Origin of the sequence: Serratia sp. L9 (genome assembly GCF_050632285.1) — a bacterium.
Lineage (GTDB): Bacteria > Pseudomonadota > Gammaproteobacteria > Enterobacterales > Enterobacteriaceae > Chania.
Genome location: NZ_CP192591.1, coordinates 3,790,542 through 3,812,647, shown reverse-complemented (window position 1 = coordinate 3,812,647; position 22,106 = coordinate 3,790,542). Strand labels below are relative to the sequence as shown.

At 50.3% G+C, this 22,106-nt stretch carries 18 protein-coding genes and 5 pseudogenes; 14 read left to right on the top strand and 9 right to left on the bottom strand.

The window, feature by feature from the left end:
* The first annotated feature begins 129 nt into the window (after nt 1-129).
* The 4 genes and pseudogenes from sppA (at nt 130) to ACQ86O_RS18200 (ending at nt 5,253) form a co-directional block, all read left to right on the top strand.
* On the top strand, nt 130-1,983 hold the full coding sequence (gene sppA, locus ACQ86O_RS18215; protein WP_431222275.1) for a signal peptide peptidase SppA: 1,854 nt from the start codon (nt 130-132) through the stop codon (nt 1,981-1,983).
* A gap of 92 nt (nt 1,984-2,075) precedes the next feature.
* Nucleotides 2,076-3,091: pseudogene (gene ansA / locus ACQ86O_RS18210) on the top strand (asparaginase).
* Between the two features lie 17 nt (nt 3,092-3,108).
* Nucleotides 3,109-3,741, top strand: a complete 633-nt coding sequence (gene pncA, locus ACQ86O_RS18205) for a bifunctional nicotinamidase/pyrazinamidase (RefSeq protein ID WP_431222274.1) — start codon at nt 3,109-3,111, stop codon at nt 3,739-3,741.
* A gap of 231 nt (nt 3,742-3,972) precedes the next feature.
* Nucleotides 3,973-5,253 carry a glycoside hydrolase family 18 protein gene (locus tag ACQ86O_RS18200; RefSeq protein WP_431222273.1) on the top strand — a complete coding sequence of 427 codons (1,281 nt, stop codon included), beginning with the start codon at nt 3,973-3,975 and terminating at the stop codon, nt 5,251-5,253.
* Nucleotides 5,254-5,295: 42 nt separating this feature from the next.
* Here ACQ86O_RS18200 and ACQ86O_RS18195 read toward each other — a convergent pair whose 3' ends face one another.
* Both ACQ86O_RS18195 and msrB read right to left on the bottom strand, forming a co-directional pair.
* A complete protein-coding gene (locus ACQ86O_RS18195; protein ID WP_431222272.1) occupies nt 5,296-5,568 on the bottom strand; it encodes a YeaC family protein in 273 nt (90 codons plus the stop codon).
* Between the two features lie 64 nt (nt 5,569-5,632).
* Complete coding sequence (gene msrB / locus ACQ86O_RS18190; protein WP_431222271.1) at nt 5,633-6,046, bottom strand: peptide-methionine (R)-S-oxide reductase MsrB; 414 nt, start codon at nt 6,044-6,046, stop codon at nt 5,633-5,635.
* Nucleotides 6,047-6,393: 347 nt separating this feature from the next.
* On the opposite strand from msrB, the gene gapA reads away from it, so the two are divergent.
* Both gapA and ACQ86O_RS18180 read left to right on the top strand, forming a co-directional pair.
* Complete coding sequence (gene gapA, locus ACQ86O_RS18185; protein WP_431222270.1) at nt 6,394-7,389, top strand: glyceraldehyde-3-phosphate dehydrogenase; 996 nt, start codon at nt 6,394-6,396, stop codon at nt 7,387-7,389.
* Between the two features lie 80 nt (nt 7,390-7,469).
* A complete protein-coding gene (locus ACQ86O_RS18180) occupies nt 7,470-8,345 on the top strand; it encodes a D-hexose-6-phosphate mutarotase (RefSeq protein WP_431222269.1) in 876 nt (291 codons plus the stop codon).
* Between the two features lie 121 nt (nt 8,346-8,466).
* On the opposite strand, the gene ACQ86O_RS18175 is transcribed toward ACQ86O_RS18180, so the two are convergent.
* Nucleotides 8,467-9,231, bottom strand: a complete 765-nt coding sequence (locus ACQ86O_RS18175) for a MipA/OmpV family protein (protein WP_431222268.1) — start codon at nt 9,229-9,231, stop codon at nt 8,467-8,469.
* Nucleotides 9,232-9,664: 433 nt separating this feature from the next.
* Here ACQ86O_RS18175 and yeaG point away from each other — a divergent pair, with 433 nt between their 5' ends.
* Together yeaG and ACQ86O_RS18165 are read left to right on the top strand one after the other, a co-directional pair.
* Complete coding sequence (gene yeaG / locus ACQ86O_RS18170) at nt 9,665-11,599, top strand: protein kinase YeaG (protein WP_431222267.1); 1,935 nt, start codon at nt 9,665-9,667, stop codon at nt 11,597-11,599.
* 118 nt (nt 11,600-11,717) lie between these two features.
* Nucleotides 11,718-12,985, top strand: a pseudogene (locus ACQ86O_RS18165) (YeaH/YhbH family protein).
* 243 nt (nt 12,986-13,228) lie between these two features.
* On the opposite strand, the pseudogene ACQ86O_RS18160 reads toward ACQ86O_RS18165, so the two are convergent.
* A pseudogene (locus ACQ86O_RS18160) lies at nt 13,229-13,354 on the bottom strand (DUF2612 domain-containing protein); the annotation flags it as partial.
* 240 nt (nt 13,355-13,594) lie between these two features.
* On the opposite strand from ACQ86O_RS18160, the gene ACQ86O_RS18155 reads away from it, so the two are divergent.
* Complete coding sequence (locus ACQ86O_RS18155; protein ID WP_431222266.1) at nt 13,595-13,903, top strand: hypothetical protein; 309 nt, start codon at nt 13,595-13,597, stop codon at nt 13,901-13,903.
* Between the two features lie 299 nt (nt 13,904-14,202).
* Nucleotides 14,203-14,799 (top strand): NADH:ubiquinone reductase (Na(+)-transporting) subunit E, encoded by a 597-nt coding sequence (gene nqrE, locus ACQ86O_RS18150; RefSeq protein WP_431222265.1) that lies wholly within the window; start codon nt 14,203-14,205, stop codon nt 14,797-14,799.
* A gap of 12 nt (nt 14,800-14,811) precedes the next feature.
* On the opposite strand, the pseudogene ACQ86O_RS18145 reads toward nqrE, so the two are convergent.
* From ACQ86O_RS18145 to cspE, 4 genes and pseudogenes are all read right to left on the bottom strand, one after another.
* Nucleotides 14,812-15,473, bottom strand: a pseudogene (locus ACQ86O_RS18145) (anti-sigma factor).
* Nucleotides 15,470-16,024 (bottom strand): sigma-70 family RNA polymerase sigma factor, encoded by a 555-nt coding sequence (locus ACQ86O_RS18140; protein ID WP_431222264.1) that lies wholly within the window; start codon nt 16,022-16,024, stop codon nt 15,470-15,472. The pseudogene ACQ86O_RS18145 and the gene ACQ86O_RS18140 overlap by 4 nt, the downstream one beginning before the upstream one ends.
* Before the next feature lie 63 nt (nt 16,025-16,087).
* A pseudogene (locus ACQ86O_RS18135) lies at nt 16,088-16,647 on the bottom strand (fasciclin domain-containing protein).
* Between the two features lie 432 nt (nt 16,648-17,079).
* A complete protein-coding gene (gene cspE / locus ACQ86O_RS18130) occupies nt 17,080-17,292 on the bottom strand; it encodes a transcription antiterminator/RNA stability regulator CspE (protein ID WP_431222263.1) in 213 nt (70 codons plus the stop codon).
* A 360-nt stretch (nt 17,293-17,652) separates the two neighbouring features.
* Here cspE and ACQ86O_RS18125 point away from each other — a divergent pair, with 360 nt between their 5' ends.
* From ACQ86O_RS18125 to ACQ86O_RS18110, 4 genes are all read left to right on the top strand, one after another.
* On the top strand, nt 17,653-17,829 hold the full coding sequence (locus ACQ86O_RS18125) for a GhoT/OrtT family toxin (protein ID WP_431222262.1): 177 nt from the start codon (nt 17,653-17,655) through the stop codon (nt 17,827-17,829).
* 529 nt (nt 17,830-18,358) lie between these two features.
* Complete coding sequence (locus ACQ86O_RS18120; RefSeq protein ID WP_431222261.1) at nt 18,359-18,826, top strand: hypothetical protein; 468 nt, start codon at nt 18,359-18,361, stop codon at nt 18,824-18,826.
* Nucleotides 18,827-19,113: 287 nt separating this feature from the next.
* A complete protein-coding gene (locus tag ACQ86O_RS18115) occupies nt 19,114-19,674 on the top strand; it encodes a 3'-5' exonuclease (RefSeq protein WP_431222260.1) in 561 nt (186 codons plus the stop codon).
* Between the two features lie 124 nt (nt 19,675-19,798).
* On the top strand, nt 19,799-20,992 hold the full coding sequence (locus ACQ86O_RS18110) for a multidrug effflux MFS transporter (RefSeq protein WP_431222259.1): 1,194 nt from the start codon (nt 19,799-19,801) through the stop codon (nt 20,990-20,992).
* Between the two features lie 2 nt (nt 20,993-20,994).
* Here the strand turns inward: ACQ86O_RS18110 and dadX are convergent, their stop codons facing one another.
* Nucleotides 20,995-22,071 carry a catabolic alanine racemase DadX gene (gene dadX, locus ACQ86O_RS18105; protein WP_431222258.1) on the bottom strand — a complete coding sequence of 359 codons (1,077 nt, stop codon included), beginning with the start codon at nt 22,069-22,071 and terminating at the stop codon, nt 20,995-20,997.
* Nucleotides 22,072-22,106 lie beyond the last annotated feature (35 nt).

Here is a 22,106-nt window from a genome sequence, read left to right as displayed (position 1 = left end):
GCACGTTAACATAGCTCATCAGGGAGTTACAGCCTCTGCAATACTGTCTGTGACAGACGATTTAAAGCTGACATTTTCCCGGCTGCTCATTAGGATAGCGGGACATTCTCGACTCTTGTTGGAGAGCACATGCGCACATTGTGGCGAATTATTACTGGCATTTTCAGATGGACATGGCGTCTGCTGAATTTTATCAGGGAACTGATCCTTAACCTGTTCTTGATCCTGCTGATCCTGGTTGGGGTTGGTATCTATCTTTCATTCCAAAGCAATACCTCGGTGGAACCCACTCGCGGTGCATTGCTGGTTGATCTCAGCGGTGTGGTGGTCGACACCCCTTCCGTGAACAACCGCGTTCGCCAATGGGGCCGCGAGCTGTTGGGGGCTTCCAGCAATCGCCTGCAGGAAAACTCGTTGTTTGATCTGGTAGACACCATTCGTAAGGCCAAAGACGACAAAAATATCACCGGTATGGTATTGCAACTTAATGACTTTGCCGGTGCCGATCAGCCTTCTCTGCACTATATCGGCAAGGCTCTGCGCGAATTCCGCGACAGTGGCAAACCGATTTTTGCTATTGGCGACAGCTATAACCAGACACAATATTATCTGGCGAGCTATGCCAACAAGATTTACCTTTCCCCACAAGGGGCGGTAGACCTGCATGGGTTTGCTACCAACAACCTTTACTACAAATCACTGCTGGAGAAACTGAAGGTCACGACCAACATTTTCCGGGTAGGGACTTACAAATCTGCTGTAGAACCGTTGATCCGTGACGATATGTCACCCGCAGCGCGTGAAGCGGATAGCCTCTGGGTTGGCGGGCTGTGGCAAAACTATCTTAATACGGTTGCTGCCAACCGCCAGCTTACTCCTGAGCAGTTGTTCCCCGGTGCCGAGACTATCCTTGGTGGTTTAAAAGCTGCCGGTGGTGATACGGCGCAGTTCGCCTTGAACAGCAAACTGGTGGACGAACTGGCTTCCCGTACCCTGATTGAAAGCCAGTTGGTGAAAACCTTTGGTTGGGATAAGCGGAGCAATGATTACAATGCGGTCAGCATCTACGATTACCAGCCAAAACCTACGCCGGATCAGGGTGGTGAGATCGCCGTAATCTTTGTCAATGGCGCAATCATGGATGGCCAGCAGACACCCGGTTCAGTCGGTGGCGATACCACTGCCGCACAATTGCGCCAGGCACGGCTGGATCCGAAAATCAAAGCCGTGGTATTGCGTGTCAACAGCCCTGGTGGCAGCGTAAGCGCATCTGAGGTGATCCGCTCTGAATTGGCTGCGGTGCGCGCTGTGGGCAAACCCGTGGTGGTGTCCATGGGCGGAATGGCCGCATCCGGCGGTTATTGGGTTTCAACCCCGGCGGATTACATCATCGCCAGCCCAAGCACCCTCACCGGCTCTATCGGTATTTTTGGGGTTATCAGCACTTATGAGAATACGCTTGAGAGCATCGGCGTACATACCGATGGCGTGGCCACATCACCCTTGGCCGATCTCAGTATCACCAAAGCGCTGCCACCAGAGTTCTCACAGATGATGCAGTTGAACATCGAGAACGGTTACAAGAACTTTATCGGTCTGGTGGCAACCGCCCGCAAAATGACGCCTGATCAGGTCGATAAGATTGCTCAGGGCCACGTATGGCTGGGTAATGATGCCAAGAAAAACGGCCTGGTGGATCAATTGGGTGATTTTGACGACGCAGTGCAGAAAGCGGCTGAGTTGGCCAAGCTGCCAACCTGGCAGCTCAACTGGTTTATCGATACTCCGAGCCTGGCGGATATGATCTTCAGCCAGTTTGGCGTTTCTATCCACGCCATGTTGCCAGCCGCTCTTCAATCAATGCTGCCTGCCCCACTGGCTTCGGTCGCCATGGCGGTTAAAGAACAGCCTGGCCTGTTCAATAATCTCAATGATCCCCAGCACCGTTATGCCATATGCCTGACCTGTGGAGAGGTTCGTTAACAAATTAAATCTCTGGCCCGGCAACCGCCGGGCTTTTTTCTGCTGTCATCCCCCTATAATTCAGCCCATCTGAAAGCCATAAGATTTACGTCATGCAAAAGAAATCTATTTATGTCGCCTATACCGGTGGAACAATCGGTATGCAGCGCTCTGAAAACGGCTATATTCCTGTTTCCGGCCATCTGCAGCGCCAACTGGCGCTTATGCCCGAATTCCATCGGCCAGAGATGCCGGACTTCACCATTCATGAATATGCGCCACTGATTGATTCTTCAGATATGACGCCTGAAGATTGGCAGCATATCGCCGACGACATTAAACAGCACTACGCCCAGTACGACGGTTTTGTGATCCTGCACGGCACCGACACCATGGCGTTTACCGCCTCGGCGCTCTCTTTTATGCTGGAAAACCTGGATAAGCCGGTTATCGTGACAGGCTCACAGATCCCGCTGGCCGAACTGCGTTCCGATGGCCAGACCAACCTGTTGAACGCGCTGTATCTGGCGGCCAACCATCCAGTCAATGAAGTCAGCCTGTTTTTCAACAACAGACTGTTCCGTGGCAACCGTACCACCAAGGCTCACGCCGACGGCTTTGATGCCTTTGCCTCGCCCAACCTGCCTGCTTTGCTGGAAGCCGGGATCCACATCCGCCGCCAAACGGGCATCCCCTCGCCGGTTTGCAACGGCGAGTTGATAGTGCATAACATCACCCCACAGCCCATCGGCGTGGTTACCATCTACCCGGGGATCTCTGGCGCGGTAGTGCGTAACTTCTTGCTGCAACCGGTAAAGGCTCTGATCCTGCGCTCCTACGGGGTGGGTAACGCCCCCAGAAAGCTGAGTTGGTGGATGAATTGCGCGACGCCTCCAAGCGTGGCATCGTAGTCGTCAATCTGACCCAATGCATTTCAGGAAGGGTTAATATGGAAGGCTATGCCACCGGCAATGCCCTGGCTCATGCCGGGGTAATCAGCGGTTTTGATATGACAGTGGAAGCGGCATTGACCAAGCTGCATTACCTGTTGAGCCAGCCCCTGACGCCGGAAGAGATCCGTAGCCTGATGCAGCAAGACCTGCGTGGTGAACTGAGCGCCGCGGGTTAACCGACCTTGGAACCGAAATGAAAACTGCCCTGTTGTTGATTGATTTGCAAAATGACTTCTGCCCCGGCGGCGCGTTGGGGGTCGCAGAGGGCGAGGCTACCATTGCTGTCGCCAATCAGGCGATCGAAGCTTGCCTTTCCCGTAACGAGATAGTGGTAGCCAGCCAGGACTGGCATCCGGCGAACCACCGCAGTTTTGCGATTAATTCCAACGCAGAAGTTGGCACACTTGGCGAGCTGGAAGGCTTACAGCAAGTTTGGTGGCCAATACACTGTGTGCAGGAAACCTTTGGCGCCGAACTGCATCCTCAGTTACAGCGGCAACATATCGCTGCAGTTTTCCGCAAAGGCGAAAACCCGGATATCGACAGCTACAGTGCGTTCTTTGACAATGGCCACCGGGCGCAGACGGCGCTGCATGGTTGGTTGAAAGAGCACGGCGTTACCCACCTGGCCATCATGGGGCTGGCAACAGATTACTGCGTGAAGTTCAGCGTATTGGACGCCTTGCACCTGGGCTATCAAACACAAGTGATTATCGATGGGTGCCGTGGCGTCAACTTGCAGCCACAAGACAGCCAGCAGGCTTTGGCACAGATGCAACAATCCGGGGCAGAATTAGTTACACTGTCACAATTTATCCGGCGCTAATATTCTCTGGGGGCAATGCCCCCCAATTAGCCTCTAAGGTTATTTTCGACACCGCTCACAATCTCACCTTTCTTCTGCGTTAATGCATTGTCCCCTCCCTGCTCTTTTGCTGTTATGGCAGTTGATGCATTGGCATCAACCAGTTATACGCATCCGGGGCCAACTGAGCCCGGCTTTATTGATACCGCCACAGGCGGTTCAGGTCAGCCTTGCTGACCAAAAGGAGATAACATGGCTTTAACCCGTAAACTGCTGCCTTGGCTGGTAGCGGTGCAAATCTCTATGGCTGGTGCAAGCATAGCGCACGCTGCCCCTTACCTTTCTGTCGGTTATTTTAATGGCGGCGGTGATGTCACCGCAGGGCCAGGCGGAGATATCAACAAACTGGACGTCACCCAAATCACCCATCTCAATTACTCTTTCGGCTTGATTTACAATGGCGAAAAAGAAGAAACCAACCCGGCGTTAACAGATCCTTCCCGCCTTCACCAAATCTATCTTTCACCCAAAGTGGAGGCAGATTTAAATCTGCTACCGGTGTTACGCCAACAAAATCCAACGTTGAAAGTTTTGCTTTCCGTCGGCGGTTGGGGAGCCCGCGGTTTTTCCGGGGCGGCAGCGACACCAGAAAGCCGCGCGGTGTTTATCCGCTCAGTACAAGACGTGATAGCCAAATACCGGTTGGATGGTATCGATCTGGATTGGGAATATCCGGTTAACGGAGCTTGGGGGCTGGTAGAAAGCCAACCTGCCGATCGTGCCAACTTTACTTTGTTGCTCAGTGAGCTGCACCAGGCGCTGGATAAAAACAAATTGCTGACCATCGCCGTTGGCGCCAACGTCAAAAGCCCGCAGGAATGGGTAGATGTGAAAGCTATCGCGCCCTATCTGGATTACATCAACCTGATGACCTACGACATGGCGTATGGCACCCAGTATTTCAACTCCAACCTTTATGATTCAAACAAATGGCCCACGGTGGCCGCTGCCGACAGATACAGCGCTGACTATGTCGTGGACAACTATCTGGCCGCCGGGTTGAAACCTGCCCAGCTTAATCTGGGCATTGGCTTCTATGGTCGGGTTCCAAAGCGTGCAACCGAGCCAGGCATTGACTGGGATCTGCCCGATGCCGCCAAACACCCTGTCACCCAGCCCTATTTCACCGAACGCGAGAAAAACATCTTCAAATCGCTGGGCGTGGATTTGGATAAAGACAGCTACGTCAAATACAACGATATCGTTAACAATATGCTCAACGACCCACAGCGGCGTTTTAGCGCCCATTGGGATAACGAAGCCAAAGTGCCCTACCTGATGATCGATTCCGGTGAAGGGAAGCCGCTGTTTGCCATTAGCTATGAGAACCCACGCTCGGTGGCGATCAAGGCGGAATATATCAAGAGCAAAGGATTGGGCGGAGCCATGTTCTGGGAGTATGGTGCCGACGATAATAACCGCCTGGCCCATCAGTTGGCCGAAACGCTAGGTATCAACCCACTGAAAAAATAACGCCATCAGGGCGATGCCGGCATCGCCCTGTTATCCTGGGCTTTATTGCGGCTTCAGTTTGACCAGGGGCTCGGCAACAAATTGTTGCTTTAGCTCCTGCTTGCTTTTCATCACGATTTGCCCGTCAGTGCCAATGCTCATATGTTGTGGGTCAACATTGTTCATCGACTGCCAGAGCATCACCGCCTGCAGGCTATGTTCCTTCTGTTCAGGCGTCAGGGCGATGCCGTCCGGCCACTTGCCCAGCTCAACGGCTTGCACCAGCCGCTGATAGATTTCCGGCGTCATGGCCGCAATCAGATCTTTTACTTCCATCAGAGCGTTTCCTCACTCACGGATGAATAATTAGCTGAATCGATTTTGTTGATCTATTTACTACTTAACCTGCCGTTTGCTCACCGCTCTGATCATCAGTGAAACTCAGCGATGCCGAATTGACACAAAAACGTTCTCCGGTGGGTTGCGGGCCATCGGGGAACACATGCCCCAAATGTGCATCACAGTGACCACAACGGATCTCGACACGATGCATATTATGTGAGTTATCATCAAGATAACGGATTGCTTCATCAGAAACCGGTTGATAGAAGCTTGGCCAGCCACAGCCGGAATCATACTTGCTGTCAGAGTAAAACAGCGGTGAATTACAGCATAAGCAATGGTACACACCCTCGCGCTTATTGTGCAGCAATTTACCCGAATAAGGCGCCTCGGTGCCACGTTCCTGTGTCACATAACGTTGGATTTCATTCAGTTCCGTGACCGATGAATTGGAGGTTGTCTCTTTAGCCATTAGTGCGATCCTCGGAATAGGGATAATGTCAACGAAAACAATGAGTAATAATAACAAAAAATTAACAACGCTGCAGGCATTTTTGGCCTAAACTGTACCGCATAAAGGTCACCTCGTGGTTATATGTGATCTTGATCACGTATCTTGCACATACGGACTTTATACTTGGCGGTTTGCCCCCATATCAATCGGAGGCCAAACGTAAATGGAATGTGTAAATAACGTGCAAAACAGGCCCTCTGGTTTGACTTGCCGCAAGAATTGACACGATTCCGCTTGACGCCTGGTAAGGTTTTTGTAATTTTACAACTAACCTTTTATTCACTAACAAATAGCTGGTGGAATATATGACTATCAAAGTAGGTATCAACGGTTTTGGCCGTATCGGTCGCATTGTTTTCCGTGCTGCTCAGGAACGTTCTGACATCGAAATCGTTGCAATCAACGATCTGTTAGACGCTGATTACATGGCTTACATGCTGAAGTACGACTCTACCCATGGCCGTTTCAACGGTACTGTCGAAGTTAAAGACGGCCATCTGGTTGTTAACGGTAAAACCATCCGTTGTACCTCAGAAAGAGATCCGGCTAACCTGAAATGGAACGAAGTCAACGTTGACGTCGTTGCTGAAGCGACTGGCCTGTTCCTGACTGACGAAACTGCACGTAAACACATCGCTGCAGGTGCTAAGAAAGTTGTTCTGACTGGCCCGTCCAAAGATGACACCCCAATGTTCGTTATGGGTGTTAACCATAAGTCGTATGCTGGCCAGGAAATCGTTTCCAACGCTTCTTGTACCACCAACTGCCTGGCACCGCTGGCTAAAGTTATCAACGACAAGTTTGGTATCGTTGAAGCTCTGATGACCACTGTACACGCGACTACCGCAACTCAGAAAACCGTTGATGGCCCGTCTCACAAAGACTGGCGCGGCGGCCGCGGCGCATCCCAGAACATCATCCCTTCTTCTACCGGTGCTGCTAAAGCAGTGGGTAAAGTCATCCCAGAACTGAACGGTAAACTGACCGGCATGGCGTTCCGCGTTCCTACTCCGAACGTGTCTGTAGTTGACCTGACTGCTCGTCTGGCAAAACCAGCGTCTTACAAAGAAATCTGTGCTGCTCTGAAAGCCGCTTCTGAAGGCGAGCTGAAAGGCGTGCTGGGCTACACCGAAGACGAAGTTGTCTCTACCGATTTCAACGGTGAGAAACTGACTTCAGTATTCGATGCTAAAGCCGGTATTGCTCTGAGCGACACTTTTGTGAAACTGGTTTCCTGGTACGACAACGAAACAGGTTACTCAAACAAAGTACTGGACCTGATCGCACACATCTCCAAGTAATGGCATGATGCGTAGTTGATTTAAGAGGGCGACATTCATTGTCGCCCTCTTTGTTTTTGCGGCGAAAAGAAGGCAACAACATGAACGAAAAAATCTTCACCCTACCCGTTACCGAACAAATCACTCCGTTTATCAGCCAGCGTCAACTGGACGAACTGCCTGTTGTGGTGGTATCTCATCCCAAAGTCCGTGCAGCCATTACGTTGCAAGGTGCCCATCTTTTGGCCTGGCAACCGAGCGGCGATAGCCCTGTGATTTGGCTGAGTAATAACACGCCATTCAAAGAAGGTGTGGCGATCCGTGGTGGCGTACCGATTTGTTGGCCTTGGTTTGGCCCGGTTGGTAGCCCATCTCACGGTTTTGCCCGCAATCAATCCTGGCTGCTGACCGCCCACGACGAAGATGAAAACGGCGTGATACTGACCTTTACACTGAAGGATAACGAGCAGACCCGCAAACTGTGGCCACATGCTTTTACCCTGATTGCCCGTTTCAAACTGGGCGAAGAGTGTGAGATTGAACTGGAATCGCACGGTGATTACCAGGCAACAGCCGCCTTGCATACCTACTTCCAGATTGGGGATATCGGCCAAGTTAAAGTCGCCGGTTTGGGTGAGCACTTTATCGATAAAGTCGCAAAAGGCGTGGAGGCGCACCAGGTTGGCGAGCTGGAGTTTACCGGGCAGACCGACCGTGTTTATACCCAAGCGACAGCCTGCAGCCTGATCAAAGACCCAGTACTGCAACGCACCATCGAAGTTAACCACCAGCATATGAGCGACGTGATCGCCTGGAACCCAGGTGTCGAGCTTTCCTGCAGCATGGCGGATATGCCGAACGACGGCTATAAAACCATGGTGTGTGTAGAAACCGGGCGCGTGTCAAAGCCACTGGTTGCCGCAGGGGAGCAGCCTGCCCGCCTGGCGGTCAAAATCCGCAGCATTAAAAGTAACTGATTCAGCAGTGGAGAAGGTGTTCCCTTTCTCACGTCTATCAGCCATGCACCACAGATGTGCAAAAGGGGCGTTGCCGCCCCTTTTTAATGCGCTGTATGCACCTAAATAGTGCGTAATGCCATTAGAAACTGTAAGTCACACCCGTCCACAGCATGCCAGTGTAAGATTTATCAACCATTGGGCTGTCTTTCACTTCGCTTGCCAATCGGCTGTAGCGGCCCATAAAGAAGGCATTCCAGTTGGCATTAATATTGTAGTTGGTGGTCAGTTCCAAGTATGGCGACCAGCTATCGCCTGGCTTATAGCTGTCAAAAGTACTACGGCGGGATTCATCACCGCTGATGCCATAGTAGTATTTATTCTGGTTTTCACTGTTCCAGTTAACCCCAATACCAGGAGCAAAGCTCCACGAACCTGCCTGGAACTTATAGAGATAGGCAACATCCCCCACCAGGCCGTTACTGTTATCCAGAATATCGCCAGAGAAAGCAGTGCGGATTGTCCCCCACTCGGCATTATGTGAAAAAGCCACACCGGCCATCATGGTGCTACGGCGCTTATCTAACTGCTTCATGCGATCGTCGTCGCTGTCACCTGGCTTATAATGCAACGGCGAGTAGTAAGTGATCAAACTCAATTGATTTTGCTTATCTTTCCAGAGGTTATAACCAGCCAACAGCGTATGGAAATAGAAATCATCGCCATCATAATTGATGATTGGAACAGGATATACGCGATCCTGGTAACCACGATAAGGATCAGGGCTTACCAGCGCTGAAGCACCGAGTGACCAGCTTCCTGCTTGGGCACTTTGCGCACAAACCATTGCGGAAGCGATAATTGCTAGCGTTTTGAGTTGAGGAATCTTCACTGGTTCTTTTTCCATAAATAACTAGGGGTAAATGATGCGGATAGTTTATGTGAAAATGTGATCTCATGCCGGATCTTTACAATAGAAAATGATGAAGATCGAATAACTTAGAACGGAAATATGAATTATTGATGGCGAAATCATGACGTTTTTTGCCGCAACCCGCGCCAGATAAGGTACTGACCTGCCACAGTGATAACTGAGTCATTGAAATGACTTAAAAAAGCCTTTTCTCTTGCAGGAAATTTTCCAGTATGCAACTACGCTTAAATCAGAAGAAGAATTTATCCTGAGCCCAGTGGCAATACAGCGCAACTCGCGATAATAAGCGCAACAAGTTGGCATACGGGTTGCTGCACTCAGTCATAACTTCTCTCTTTCGGGAGCCAGAATACAAACACCAGCTCCTTTTTTAACCTGTGCTAATAACGAAAGGACGGGCATCGCCATGAACATATTTGACCACTATCGCCAGCGCTACGAAGCTGCCAAGGACGAAGAGTTCACACTGCAGGAATTCCTTACCATTTGCCGGCAAGATCGCAGTGCATATGCCAATGCGGCGGAACGTCTACTCATGGCTATCGGTGAACCGGTCATGGTGGATACCGCGCTTGAATCGCGTATGTCTCGCCTGTTCTCCAACCGCGTGATCGCACGCTATCCGGCATTCGAAGAGTTCTACGGCATGGAAGAAGCTATTGAACAGATAGTCTCTTACCTGAAACACGCCGCTCAGGGCCTTGAAGAGAAGAAACAAATTCTTTATCTGTTGGGCCCGGTGGGTGGTGGTAAATCATCGTTAGCAGAACGGCTGAAAGCGTTGATGCAGCGAGTGCCAATTTATACTCTGAGCGCCAACGGTGAGCGCAGCCCGGTCAATGACCATCCGCTGTGCCTGTTCAATCCGCAGGAAGATGCCAATATTCTGGAGAAAGAATACAACATCCCGACGCGGTACCTCGGCACCATTATGTCGCCGTGGGCGGCCAAACGCCTGCATGAGTTCGGCGGTGACATCACCAAATTCAAAGTGGTGAAGGTTCGCCCTTCCATACTTGAGCAGATTGCCATCGCCAAAACCGAGCCGGGCGATGAAAACAATCAGGATATTTCCGCGCTGGTCGGTAAAGTGGATATCCGCAAGTTGGAAAACCACGCGCAAAACGATCCGGATGCTTATGGCTACTCTGGCGCCCTGTGCCGTGCCAACCAGGGGATCATGGAGTTCGTAGAGATGTTCAAAGCGCCGATCAAGGTGCTGCATCCACTGCTGACCGCCACGCAGGAAGGTAACTATAACGGGACTGAGGGCATCTCTGCCTTGCCGTTCAGCGGTATTATCCTGGCACACTCAAACGAATCGGAATGGGTGACTTTCCGTAATAACAAAAATAACGAGGCCTTCCTTGATCGTGTCTATATCGTCAAGGTGCCTTACTGCCTGCGGGTGTCGGAAGAAATCAAAATCTACGACAAGTTGCTGGATCACAGTGAACTGACTCATGCCCCTTGCGCCCCTGGCACCTTGGAGACGCTGGCACGCTTTACCGTGTTGTCACGGATGAAAGAACCGGAAAACTCCAGCATTTACTCCAAAATGCGTGTCTACGACGGTGAAAGCCTCAAAGACACCGATCCGAAGGCCAAGTCATATCAGGAATATCGTGACTATGCCGGGGTAGATGAAGGCATGAACGGTCTGTCGACGCGATTTGCTTTCAAAATTCTATCCCGAGTGTTCAACTTTGATCATGCCGAAGTCGCGGCCAACCCGGTACATCTGTTCTACGTACTGGAACAACAGATCGAACGTGAGCAATTCCCGCAGGATCTGGCAGAAAAATACCTGGAGCACCTGAAAGGCTATCTGATCCCGAAATACGCCGAGTTTATCGGTAAAGAGATCCAGACCGCTTATCTGGAGTCCTACTCAGAGTACGGTCAGAACATTTTTGACCGCTACGTGACCTATGCTGATTTCTGGATCCAGGATCAGGAGTACCGTGACCCAGATACCGGTCAATTGTTTGACCGCGAGTCGTTGAACGCTGAACTGGAGAAAATCGAAAAACCTGCGGGGATCAGCAATCCGAAAGATTTCCGTAACGAAATCGTCAACTTTGTCCTGCGCGCCCGCGCCAATAACAGTGGCCGGAACCCGAACTGGACCAGTTACGAGAAGCTGCGTACGGTTATCGAGAAGAAAATGTTCTCGAACACCGAAGAGTTGCTGCCAGTCATTTCCTTTAATGCTAAAACCTCAACGGATGAGCAGAAAAAACACGATGACTTCGTCGACCGTATGATGGAGAAAGGCTACACCCGTAAACAGGTTCGCCTGCTGTGCGAATGGTATCTGCGGGTGAGAAAATCTTCATAAGGTAACGGGAGTGGCGTCGTAGATAGCCTGTATATCTGATGGCTTTCGGGTTGTAGCGATCCTGCTGCAACCTGAAAGGCTCAGGTAGCGAAAGTTGGCAACGTTGTTTGGGGGATGTATGGCGTATTTCATTGACCGACGGCTGAACGGTAAAAACAAGAGCATGGTGAATCGCCAGCGCTTCTTGCGCCGCTACAAGTCGCAAATCAAACAGTCGATTGCCGAAGCCATCAACAAGCGTTCGGTCACCGACGTGGACAGTGGGGAGTCCGTCTCTATCCCTTCTGGCGATATCAACGAGCCGATGTTTCATCAGGGCCGTGGGGGAACACGCCATCGCGTTCACCCAGGTAACGATCACTTCGTACAGAATGACCGTGTTGAACGCCCTCAAGGGGGCGGCGGAGGCGGTGGCGGCCAAGGCAATGCCAGCCAGGACGGTGAAGGTCAGGACGAATTCGTCTTCCAGATTTCTAAAGATGAATATCTCGATTTGCTGTTCGAGGATCTGGCGCTGCCTAACTTGAAAAAAATCAGTACAAACAGCTTACCGAATTTAAAACCCACCGTGCCGGATATACCGCCAATGGCGTGCCGGCCAATATCAGTGTCGTACGTTCGTTACAAAACTCGTTGGCGCGCCGCACTGCCATGACCGCCGGCAAGCGGCGAGCATTGCATGAGCTTGAGGACAGCCTCAGCCAGTTGGAAAACACCGAACCGGTACAACTCTTGGAAGAGGAACGGTTACGTAAAGAGATTGCTGAACTGCGCAAGAAAATTGAAAGTGTCCCCTTTATCGACACCTTCGATTTACGCTACAAAAACTATGAGCGTCGTCCCGAGCCTTCCAGCCAGGCAGTGATGTTCTGCCTGATGGACGTTTCGGGTTCCATGGACCAGGCGACCAAAGATATGGCCAAGCGTTTCTATATCCTGCTGTATTTATTCCTCAGCAGAACCTATAAAAACGTCGATGTGGTGTATATTCGCCATCACACCCAGGCTAAAGAGGTGGATGAGCAGGAATTCTTCTATTCACAGGAAACCGGTGGGACCATTGTTTCCAGCGCTTTAAAACTGATGAGCGAAGTGGTTGAAGAACGTTACGACCCAGCACAGTGGAACATTTATGCAGCCCAGGCTTCTGACGGTGATAACTGGGCGGATGACTCACCGTTATGCCACGAACTGTTGACCAAAAATATTCTGCCAGTGGTTCGTTATTACAGTTACATTGAAATCACCCGCCGTGCGCACCAAACGCTGTGGCGGGAGTATGAGCACCTGCAAGCAACCTATGAAAATTTCGCAATGCAGCATATTCGCGAGCCAGATGATATTTATCCCGTCTTCCGGGAATTGTTCCATAAGCAGACGGCGTGAAAGGCACAATTAACCAAGATAAACAGTCAGTTAACCATGGTTTTCTGGCTGTTTTTTTATGAGATTGAGTAGCGCTATAAATCATTATCGATCAATGCATTGCGTTTATTTTGGGGAAGGATTCCGGCTATCACGGATTAAAACGCCGACATGAGATGTCGGGGGTCGGAGGTTCAAATCCTCTCAAGCCGACCAAAATTTTATAAAAAAGCCAACCTAAGTCACTCCGTTATTAAACCTCAGTCACTCAAGGGTTTCCGTGATGCCATCCCAGTGGTTCGCCGCAATTTTGGCGCGCAAAATGGTGCGATAGGCGTCATCATCAAGCTCGGTAAGGCCGCCTGCGTCGAATTCACCTTGCCAAACACTCTGATCAAGCCCCCCTCGACATCAAGTGAAAAGCAGCTGTCTGGTTCTTACCCTTAATCAGATGCGTGACCAATTTTTTTCCTGCAATACAGCAAATTTTCAGTGAAAACACTCTGCATTGTGTCCGATTTCTTCTACATGGCACCGCTAGCAAAAATATCTTCAATAAACTCCGGTTCAAAATTGGATGTTTCCAGATACCGCACTAAGCTTATCAGTTAATTATCTTAGGGAGGTTGCATGAAATGGCATGTTATTGATGTATTGGTATTAAATTCATCCAGTAACCAGTACGCTCTGATCCTTAACGGTGATCCTGCAATCACTTTACTTGCCCAGACTCGTTCCGCTATTGCTATCAGGCCAGGTGATATTCTTTACCCTGTATTGGATGCAAAATACTGCGTTAATCGCGATAGAAGCAGGAAAATAAAGGTAACAAATGTCACAAAGTTTTGCCTTAAGCAATGGGAGTGGTTGAGAGAAAAACAGAGTAATAGTCTGCATAGCAATAAAAGAATTAATTCTATCAGTGTCACACTGGCATAATATTATTTACTGGTGGTTTCCTTACGCCAGCGGAACAGTCAGAGGGTCGTGGCTCGGGAGTCTTTCGGGCCGCCAGCACCTGTTATGAATGGGGTCGGCCTGGCTTCCCCCTCCCCATTACGTGTCCATTAAATAGTGACTTAGGCAGCGATATCGGTACTTTCCAGGATCCAGGCAGAAGGCCTATTTGTCCATTCGTGTGACATGTTTAACGTAATAGCAGTAAAAACAATGAGTAACATCAAAGTCATAATTGTAACCATATGTCACAATGTGTGTCTTGTTTTTATGGAGACACTATGGAAAATTTACTGCATATCTTCCTTCGGGCCGTGTTTGTTGAAAATATGGCACTTAATTTTTTCTTGGGTATGTGCACCTTTTTGGCCATATCTAAAAAGATAGATACCGCATTTAAACTTGGTGTCACAGTTACGTTGTTGTTGGCTATCGCCACCCCGTTAAACAATCTGATCTACAACTACCTGCTCAGAGAGAATGCCATTGTCGATGGTGTGGATCTCAGTTTCCTCGATTTCATCACCTTTATTGGTGTCCTGGCGGCTTTAGTACAAATACTTGAAATGGCGTTGGATAAGTATTTCCCCTCTTTGCACCACACTCTGGGGGCTTTCTTGCCCCTGCTCACCATCCACTGTGCAATTTTTGGCGCAACCATTTTCATGGTTCAACGGGAGTATGCGTTTGTTGAATCGTTCGTCTATGGCACGGGATGTGGGATCGGATGGTTATTAGCCATTACGTCTATGGCTGGCCTGCGCGAAAAAATGAAATATTCGAATATCCCCGCCGGCTTGCGGGGCCTGGGTAGCGTGTTTATGACCGCAGGCCTGATGTCCCTCGGATTTATGTCATTTTCCGGAATACGGCTTTGATGGGCTACCTGCTCACAATGAAGTCAGTTGACCACTGTAGAGCACCGGCCCGGTTGGTTGTCCTGTAGGTGAACCACCTGCTGGCTCAAGGCTGATCGCTATGGTCATCCCCTTCTCCAACTGCATTTGGTTTAATGCCAGCTCAGTAGGTTTTTCCGCAGCGATAAGGCCCAGAGAACGGGGTTTTTCCCCGGCTGGAATAGCCCACAGTTGCAGGCTATTATCTACAGCCAAGGCTTGCGGACTCAGCGGGGTCAGCCTCAGATGTTGCTTGATGCTGTCGATACTGACTATCCATTGACCGCTGCCCTGCTGACCGGCATTGAGCACCACCGCCGGGGCAAAATCCTGCGATTGCGTAATAAAGCGCGGCACGATCAGGAGCACCGCCAATCCAGCCGCCAACGCCCAACCAAGATAATTCCAACCTTTACTCCGCTGCGTTACTTGAATCGGCAAACTGAGGCGGATCTTTTTCCATACGCGTTCCGGCGGAACAATGGGGGTATTGCGCCATCCAAAGGTGCCAGCAACGTCTGCCAACGGCCTACCAACTGCGCCAGAGCAGGCTCCTTACGAATGCGTTGTTCGAAATTCAACCGCGCTGGCCCACGCAACGTACCCAGGGCATATTCGGCGGCTAGAGCCGAGTCAAACTCACCTTTGCTTTTCATAGGCCAACACAGTCTTTCAAGTGATCCAGCGCCCTGCGGATCCAGCTCTTTATCGTCCCGAGCGGTTGCTGGAGATGCGCCGAAACTTCGCCATGAGACATGCCCTGATAATAAGCCAGCACGATGCTTTGGCGCTGTTCGGCATTAAGATGGTTTAAGCACTCGGCCAGCTTCCCCGCTTCCTCAGTACGCATCAATTGATAGGTGGGTTCCTCAGCCATTTCCCCTGAGTTATCCAACCACTCCTCCTCCGTTTCCGCTGCATGTCCGCCAGAACCGCGCAGCCAATCAATAGCGCGATTGCGTACAATGTGCGTCAGCCAGGTCAGCGGGGATGCCAGTTGGGGATCATAACTGGCTGCACGATTCCAGACGTTGATAAAGCTTTCATGCAATACCTCTTCAGCCCAGGCCTGACGGCGTAACATACGCAGCGCTACGGCAAACAAACGGGGAGAGGTCTGCCGATAAAGTTGTTCGAAAGCGTTCCGATCGCCAAGTGCAACGGCCTGCATCAATTCGACATGCTGTTCGGAAATTACTTTGGTCATGTCCCTTCCTGTCAAAGTGCGGCAGGCCTCAGTGTGCCTGCCTGCACCTAGTATAGACGGGATTTATTTTGGCAACAGGACAGTATCAATTACGTTGATCACGCCATTTTTCTGATAGACATCATAGGTGCTGATGTTGGCGATGTTGCCATGAGCATCTTTAAGCTGAATATTGTGCGCGCCATTATTCATGATCCACAGAGGCTGGCCATTTACCGTTTTCAGTTCGGCTGTGCCATGGCCTTCTTTGATTTTTTCTCCAACTGCTTCATATCATAGCGCCCTGCCACAACGTGATAGGTCAGCACACCAGCCAGCGCCGCTTTATTTTCTGGCTTGAGCAGCGTATCAACGGTACCCGCAGGCAACTTGGCAAAGGCCGCATTAGTCGGTGCAAACACCGTAAATGGGCCAGCGCCTTGCAGGGTCTCTGCCAGCCCGGCCGCTTTCACTGCGGCTACCAAGGTAGTGTGATCTTTTGAGTTGATGGCGTTTTCGACAATATTTTTACTTGGGTACATGGCGGCACCGCCAACCATAACCTCATCGGACATCATGCTAGCCATAGAGACGCTACTGAACAGCAAAGTTGAGCAGATGGCAGTGCAAATAAGCTTTTTCATGTTCAAATCCTCAAAGGGTGATGTGGGAAGCTGTCCTCACATTGCTATATACGTAATGGAGGAGGATTTTGGATGCATGAAAACCGAAAAAAACTTTAGGCAGAGAAAAACGATAAAAAAACCCCGGCGTGAACGCCAGGGTTGAAATATTTGCCGGTCACTTTCCCGGCTGTCATGGTGCGGCGTAAGCGTTCATCAAACACTCCAGCTTTACGCGGCCTAAGCGCGACCCTTTCACAACAGAAAAACATACTCTTGAACCAATAGGTTTTGCTGTTATTCAAGACTGGCCATCCCGCAGTGCTCTATTGACTGGAGATAGCTCAATCCCGGCGCCAGACCGGGATTGATTTTGTCGTGCGGATTATCGCTTGTCTGCTCCGGCTTAAACCATCATCGCTATTGCAAGTTCACCCACACGACTTTTTTACATTACAGAGCTGTAACGTTAGCCGCAGATGGGCCTTTTGCACCATTTTCAATGGTGAATTCGACCTGCTGGCCTTCATCAAGAGTTTTATAATCATTACCCTGAATGGCAGAGAAATGTACAAACACGTCTTTGCTGCCATCGGTAGGAGAAATGAAACCAAAACCTTTACCAGCGTCAAACCATTTTACTAAACCAGTCATTTTATTAGACATAGATACTTCCTTCATTATTTTTTAGGCCGCCAAATTGGCGAGAGAGGTCTGCTATTCAGTGAAAACTTATGGGGGCACTAAAGAAGAAAATTCGCGGAAGAAGAGGTATCTGTCGGATATCGCTAATACTGAGAACTACTTTACTAAAACTGCTTTCATAAGGTCTGTACTACAAACCGATGACGCTATTTACTCATAACCATTCGTTATTAGCAAGCTCTATTTATAATTAATTTTGATAACGGCAGACTCCTGATACGCCACGCCGCTCACCAGACCAACAATAAGTCATGCAAAACGTTGATTAAGCCAAACCAACCCCTTAAAATGCGCCGCTAAAAATCATTCAGGGTAGTTTTCATGTCATCGCTGTGGGTAGCAACGCAATACTGTTATTTGATTGGTCTGCTGGTTTCTATGATTATTACCTATCTGGTTAGCCGGGATACCCTAAAAATCAGAGTGATCAGTGCGTTCACAATCGGCTTTACCTGGCCATTAAGCCTGCCCGTGGTGCTGTTATTCGCCTTGTTCTAGACATCACATCCGTTGCTCAGAAAGCGCTCTTTTCGCCGGGTCCCTGGCTGGCTTTTCCCCTCGTGGCGGTCAGCGGGAAAGGCATATGCGGAACAGCCAATAGAATAATAAAACCATTCCCCAAAGAAACACATTCAGAATTGCCCACATAACGATTAAGTAAATAAACGTCTGATAAAAAGGGATCCCGCGATCGGCAGAAAAAGGATTGAAATGCCAGCCTTTGACAATGCCAAAAGGGTTCAAATTTAGCCATTCGAAGAAGTAGGTTGTCAGTGCGGGCGGCAGCAAAAAATAAGTCACTAAAGTGCAGATAAACAATAGATTAGTGATTTTTCCATTCTTATAGTTTTGCATATTTTCAACTGCCACAGGTTAAGTTACCGCTCAGCGGTAAGGATATTTCAATTTTCAGAGACCGGCAATCAGGCAATTAGTTCATCTGTCAGACAAATGTAAAGCCTATTTGGCGTTTAGTTTTCATTTAGCAATAGGGTGATATAACTCGCGGAAACTCAAGGAGGAAACAATGACACAAGCAGCAAATCCAAAAAGATTGAAAGTGGTTTATGGCTGGTATGTTTACTCTGTTTATGCGCTGCTAATCCTTAATTTGTACCTGGCAATGTACAACTTTTACGCCAGAGAACCGCTCGATGCTCCACTGACTTCCGCCGCACACAGCCTGTTCATTGCTTTTCTGCTAAGCCAGATCCTGAAGAAACGAGCCATTTTCGCCTGGTTGTTACTGGTCTATTTTATGTTTATGAGACTGTATTGCGCCAATATCCAGCATATTCAGCTTAATGCTATAAGTTTGGGTATCGTTATGGTGATCCTGACATTTTTACTGGCTGGGACGGTGGTCATCGGGCAGTTTGAACGCGCAACACCACCACAGAAATGGCTGGCATTATTTGGCTGGCGGCAATGGGCACTGCTTAGCGGGTTGTCCGCAGTTTTGACATTGTTGATCACCCGGGATTATCTGGCATAACCGGTTACTTCTGGATATGGGGCTCTGACACATCCACCACGCGGCAAACCTTACTGAAATTTTGTGATTTTTCGCAGATTTTATCAGTGACAAAAACGCCAAGGTAGCCTAATACCAGCAAATAACCGATCATACATAAAATGAAAATAAGTGTTCTCACTGGCTAGCAACCCGAAAAATGACTGGAGCTATTATACCCTGTTCAAGCTCACTCCGCCTGTTTCAATAGTATGAGCGTATTCCGGCATGTAGTACCATCTGCCAGAGACAATGCCGAGGAAACTACCATGAACCACTTGATGTTAGATATTGAAACCCTGGATATCATGCCAAGCGCGGTGATCCTGGTGGTTGCGGCCGTGTTCTTTAACCCAAGAACCGGCGAGCTGGGCGCCGAGTTTGAAGCTGCGATCAGCAGCCAGAAAGAGCAGCCGGGGCGCACCATCAGCCTGGATACCGTGGCCTGGTGGGCAAAACAGTCAGATGAAGCTCGCAAACAGGCTTTCGGTGGCACAGAAAGCCTGAAACGGGTCTTAACCAATCTGAGCCGCTTTATCCATATGCACAGCACTGATACGGTGAAAGTATGGGGCAACGGTAAAGAATTTGACTGTTCCATTCTGGAGCATGCATTCAAACAGCTGGACATGCCTTGTCCGTGGCAGTTCTGGGATACGCAGGATGCACGAACTATCATTACATTGGCAGAATTACACGGGTTCAACCCAAAGAAAGAACGCCCGTTCGAAGGTACGCCGCACCGCGCATTAGATGATGCAAAACATCAGGCACGTTATGTCGCCGATACCATTTCCGCCCTTTATTACCGGAAGCCCTCCTCCGGTTAAATCGTATCGTATTAAACTAGCGCAAACGATTTCCTTAACCTCATCAATATGTTGCCCCTTTCCATTTGCCCTTGAAATCTCTACTCTACCCCTCTCGTTGTCATTAGGATGTGCTGTTTTTGTTATGCAAAAATTTCTGTTTCTGCTTCTTAGTCTGGTACTGCTCGGGCCGCTGGGTATCGATCTCTATCTGCCGACTATTCCTGCCATTGCTCTCGGTCTCAACAGCAGCGAAGCTCTGATCCAATCCACCATTTCGCTGTTTATTCTGGTGTTAGGGCTTGGCCAGGTGATAGCTGGCCCGCTGGTAGATAACTATGGTCGTAAACCCGTGGCTATCGTCGGGATCCTGATTTATATGGCGGGTGCAGCAATGGCAGCACTGGCGACCACTGCCGAAATTTTTATCGCTTCACGCTTGCTGCAGGGTATTGCCGTTTGCTGTACTGCCGTCGTGGCGTTTAGCGGCGTGCGCGATCGCATGAATGGCGATGAAGCTGCCCGAGCTTTTGGTTTCCTCAACGGCACACTGAATATCATCCCTGCACTGGCTCCATTACTGGGCGGCCTGTTGGCAGAAGCCTTTGGCTGGCGCGCCCCATTCTGGTTCCTGATGGGTTACGCATTATTGGTTTTGTTGCTGATCGTCTTCCGGCTGCCAGAAACCCGGCCTACCGACACGGTGCCGGTAAAAGGCCTGCCGGTGCGGCAATATCTGCGCATTCTTGGCGACCGCCGTTTTATCTCTTTCAGCTTGGTAAATGCCGGTGCCATGGGCATGGCGTTAACCTACGTTTCACTGGCACCGAATGTGCTGATGGGCACAGCGGGCCTGTCACCGCTGCAGTTCTCTTTGGTGTTTGGCGCTAATGGCTTCTGGATTATGCTGGTAAGCTTTTTTGCCAACCGTATCATCCACAAGATTGGTCGGCCATTCTGCCTGGCTACCGGCGGTGTATTAATGGGGATCGGCTGCATCGGGCTGTTGTCAGGCGTGACACTGTTTTCTCCGCAAGCACAAATTCATTGGCTGGCTTATATGTTGCCCGTGGCCAGTGCCTGTGCGGGATTAGCGTTTGTTATGGGCCCGGCGACCAGTTACGCACTGGAACCCTACTCAAGCGAAGCGGGGGTGGCTTCAGCCCTGGTTGGTTTTATCCAGATGGCCGGAGGGGCCGCTTTGGGCCTGATGGCAATGGCGTTACCTTTGCAGCCGAAACTGTCGCTGGCATTGGTGATGTGGGTAGGTTGCCTGCTGGCACTGCACGCAAGAAAGCGCAGCAAGCAACTCAAAGGGCAATTGACCAAGCTAGGCTGACATTACTCCCCGGCGATAATGGGCACGCGTGCAGCCAATGCTGTCAGCAGTTCGTAACCCAAAGTTCCAGCTGCTGCAGCAACATTATCGACCGGCAGGTTGCGCCCCCACAGTTCAACCTTGCTACCTACCGTCGCCTGCGGGCAAGGCGTCAGATCGACCATCATCATATCCATCGAAACCGAACCGAGGGTGCGAGTCAGTGCCCCTTCAATCCACACAGGCGTCCCTGTAGGAGCATGCCGTGGATAACCATCTGCATAGCCGCAGGCTACTACGCCAATGCGCTGTGGCCCATCGGCAGCATAACGCCCTCCATAACCAACGCGATCCCCAGCCTGTAATTGTTGAATTCCGATAATCTCACTGCTCAGCGTCATCGCAGGTTGCAGACCAATATCGGCAATGTCGCGCCAGTCCCCGGTAGGTGATGCGCCATAAAGTATAATCCCCGGTCTTACCCAACTCCCGTGCGTGGACGGATGCCATAAGGTAGCAGCAGAGTTGGCCAGACAACGTGGCAGATCGAGCGCAGCAGCGGCACGTTCAATAGTTGCCATCTGTTGTTCGACCCCCTCGTCACTATCAGCCGTAGCAAAATGGCTCATCAAGGTTATTGAACCAATATTGGCCAGCTCACGCGCGGTTAGCCAAACGTTGTGCAATCGATCCGGGGCGAATCCCAGGCGATTCATCCCACTATTAAGCTTGAGATACACATCCAACGGGGCCTGCAGGCGAGCTTCGGCAATCGCCTGCAACTGCCAATCACTGTTGACTGCCGTAGTTAACCGGTAGCGATCGAGCAATGCTATCTCTGCTGGTTGGAAAAACCCCTCCAATAGCAGGATCGGCCCCCGCCAACCGCGCTCTCGCAGCAGCACAGCTTCGGCCAGGTCGAGCAAAGCAAAGCCATCCGTATGCTCTGCCAGGCTACGCCAGACATTTTTCAAGCCATGCCCATAAGCATTGGCCTTGACGACCGACCAGATTTTGGTTGAGGGAGCAAATCGGCGAACGACCTGCTGGTTATTGGCAAACGCGTCCAGATGCAGCGTTGCGGTGATCGGGCGGGGCATGGGCTCTCCTTCAGGCCAATATTCAGCAGCCGCAA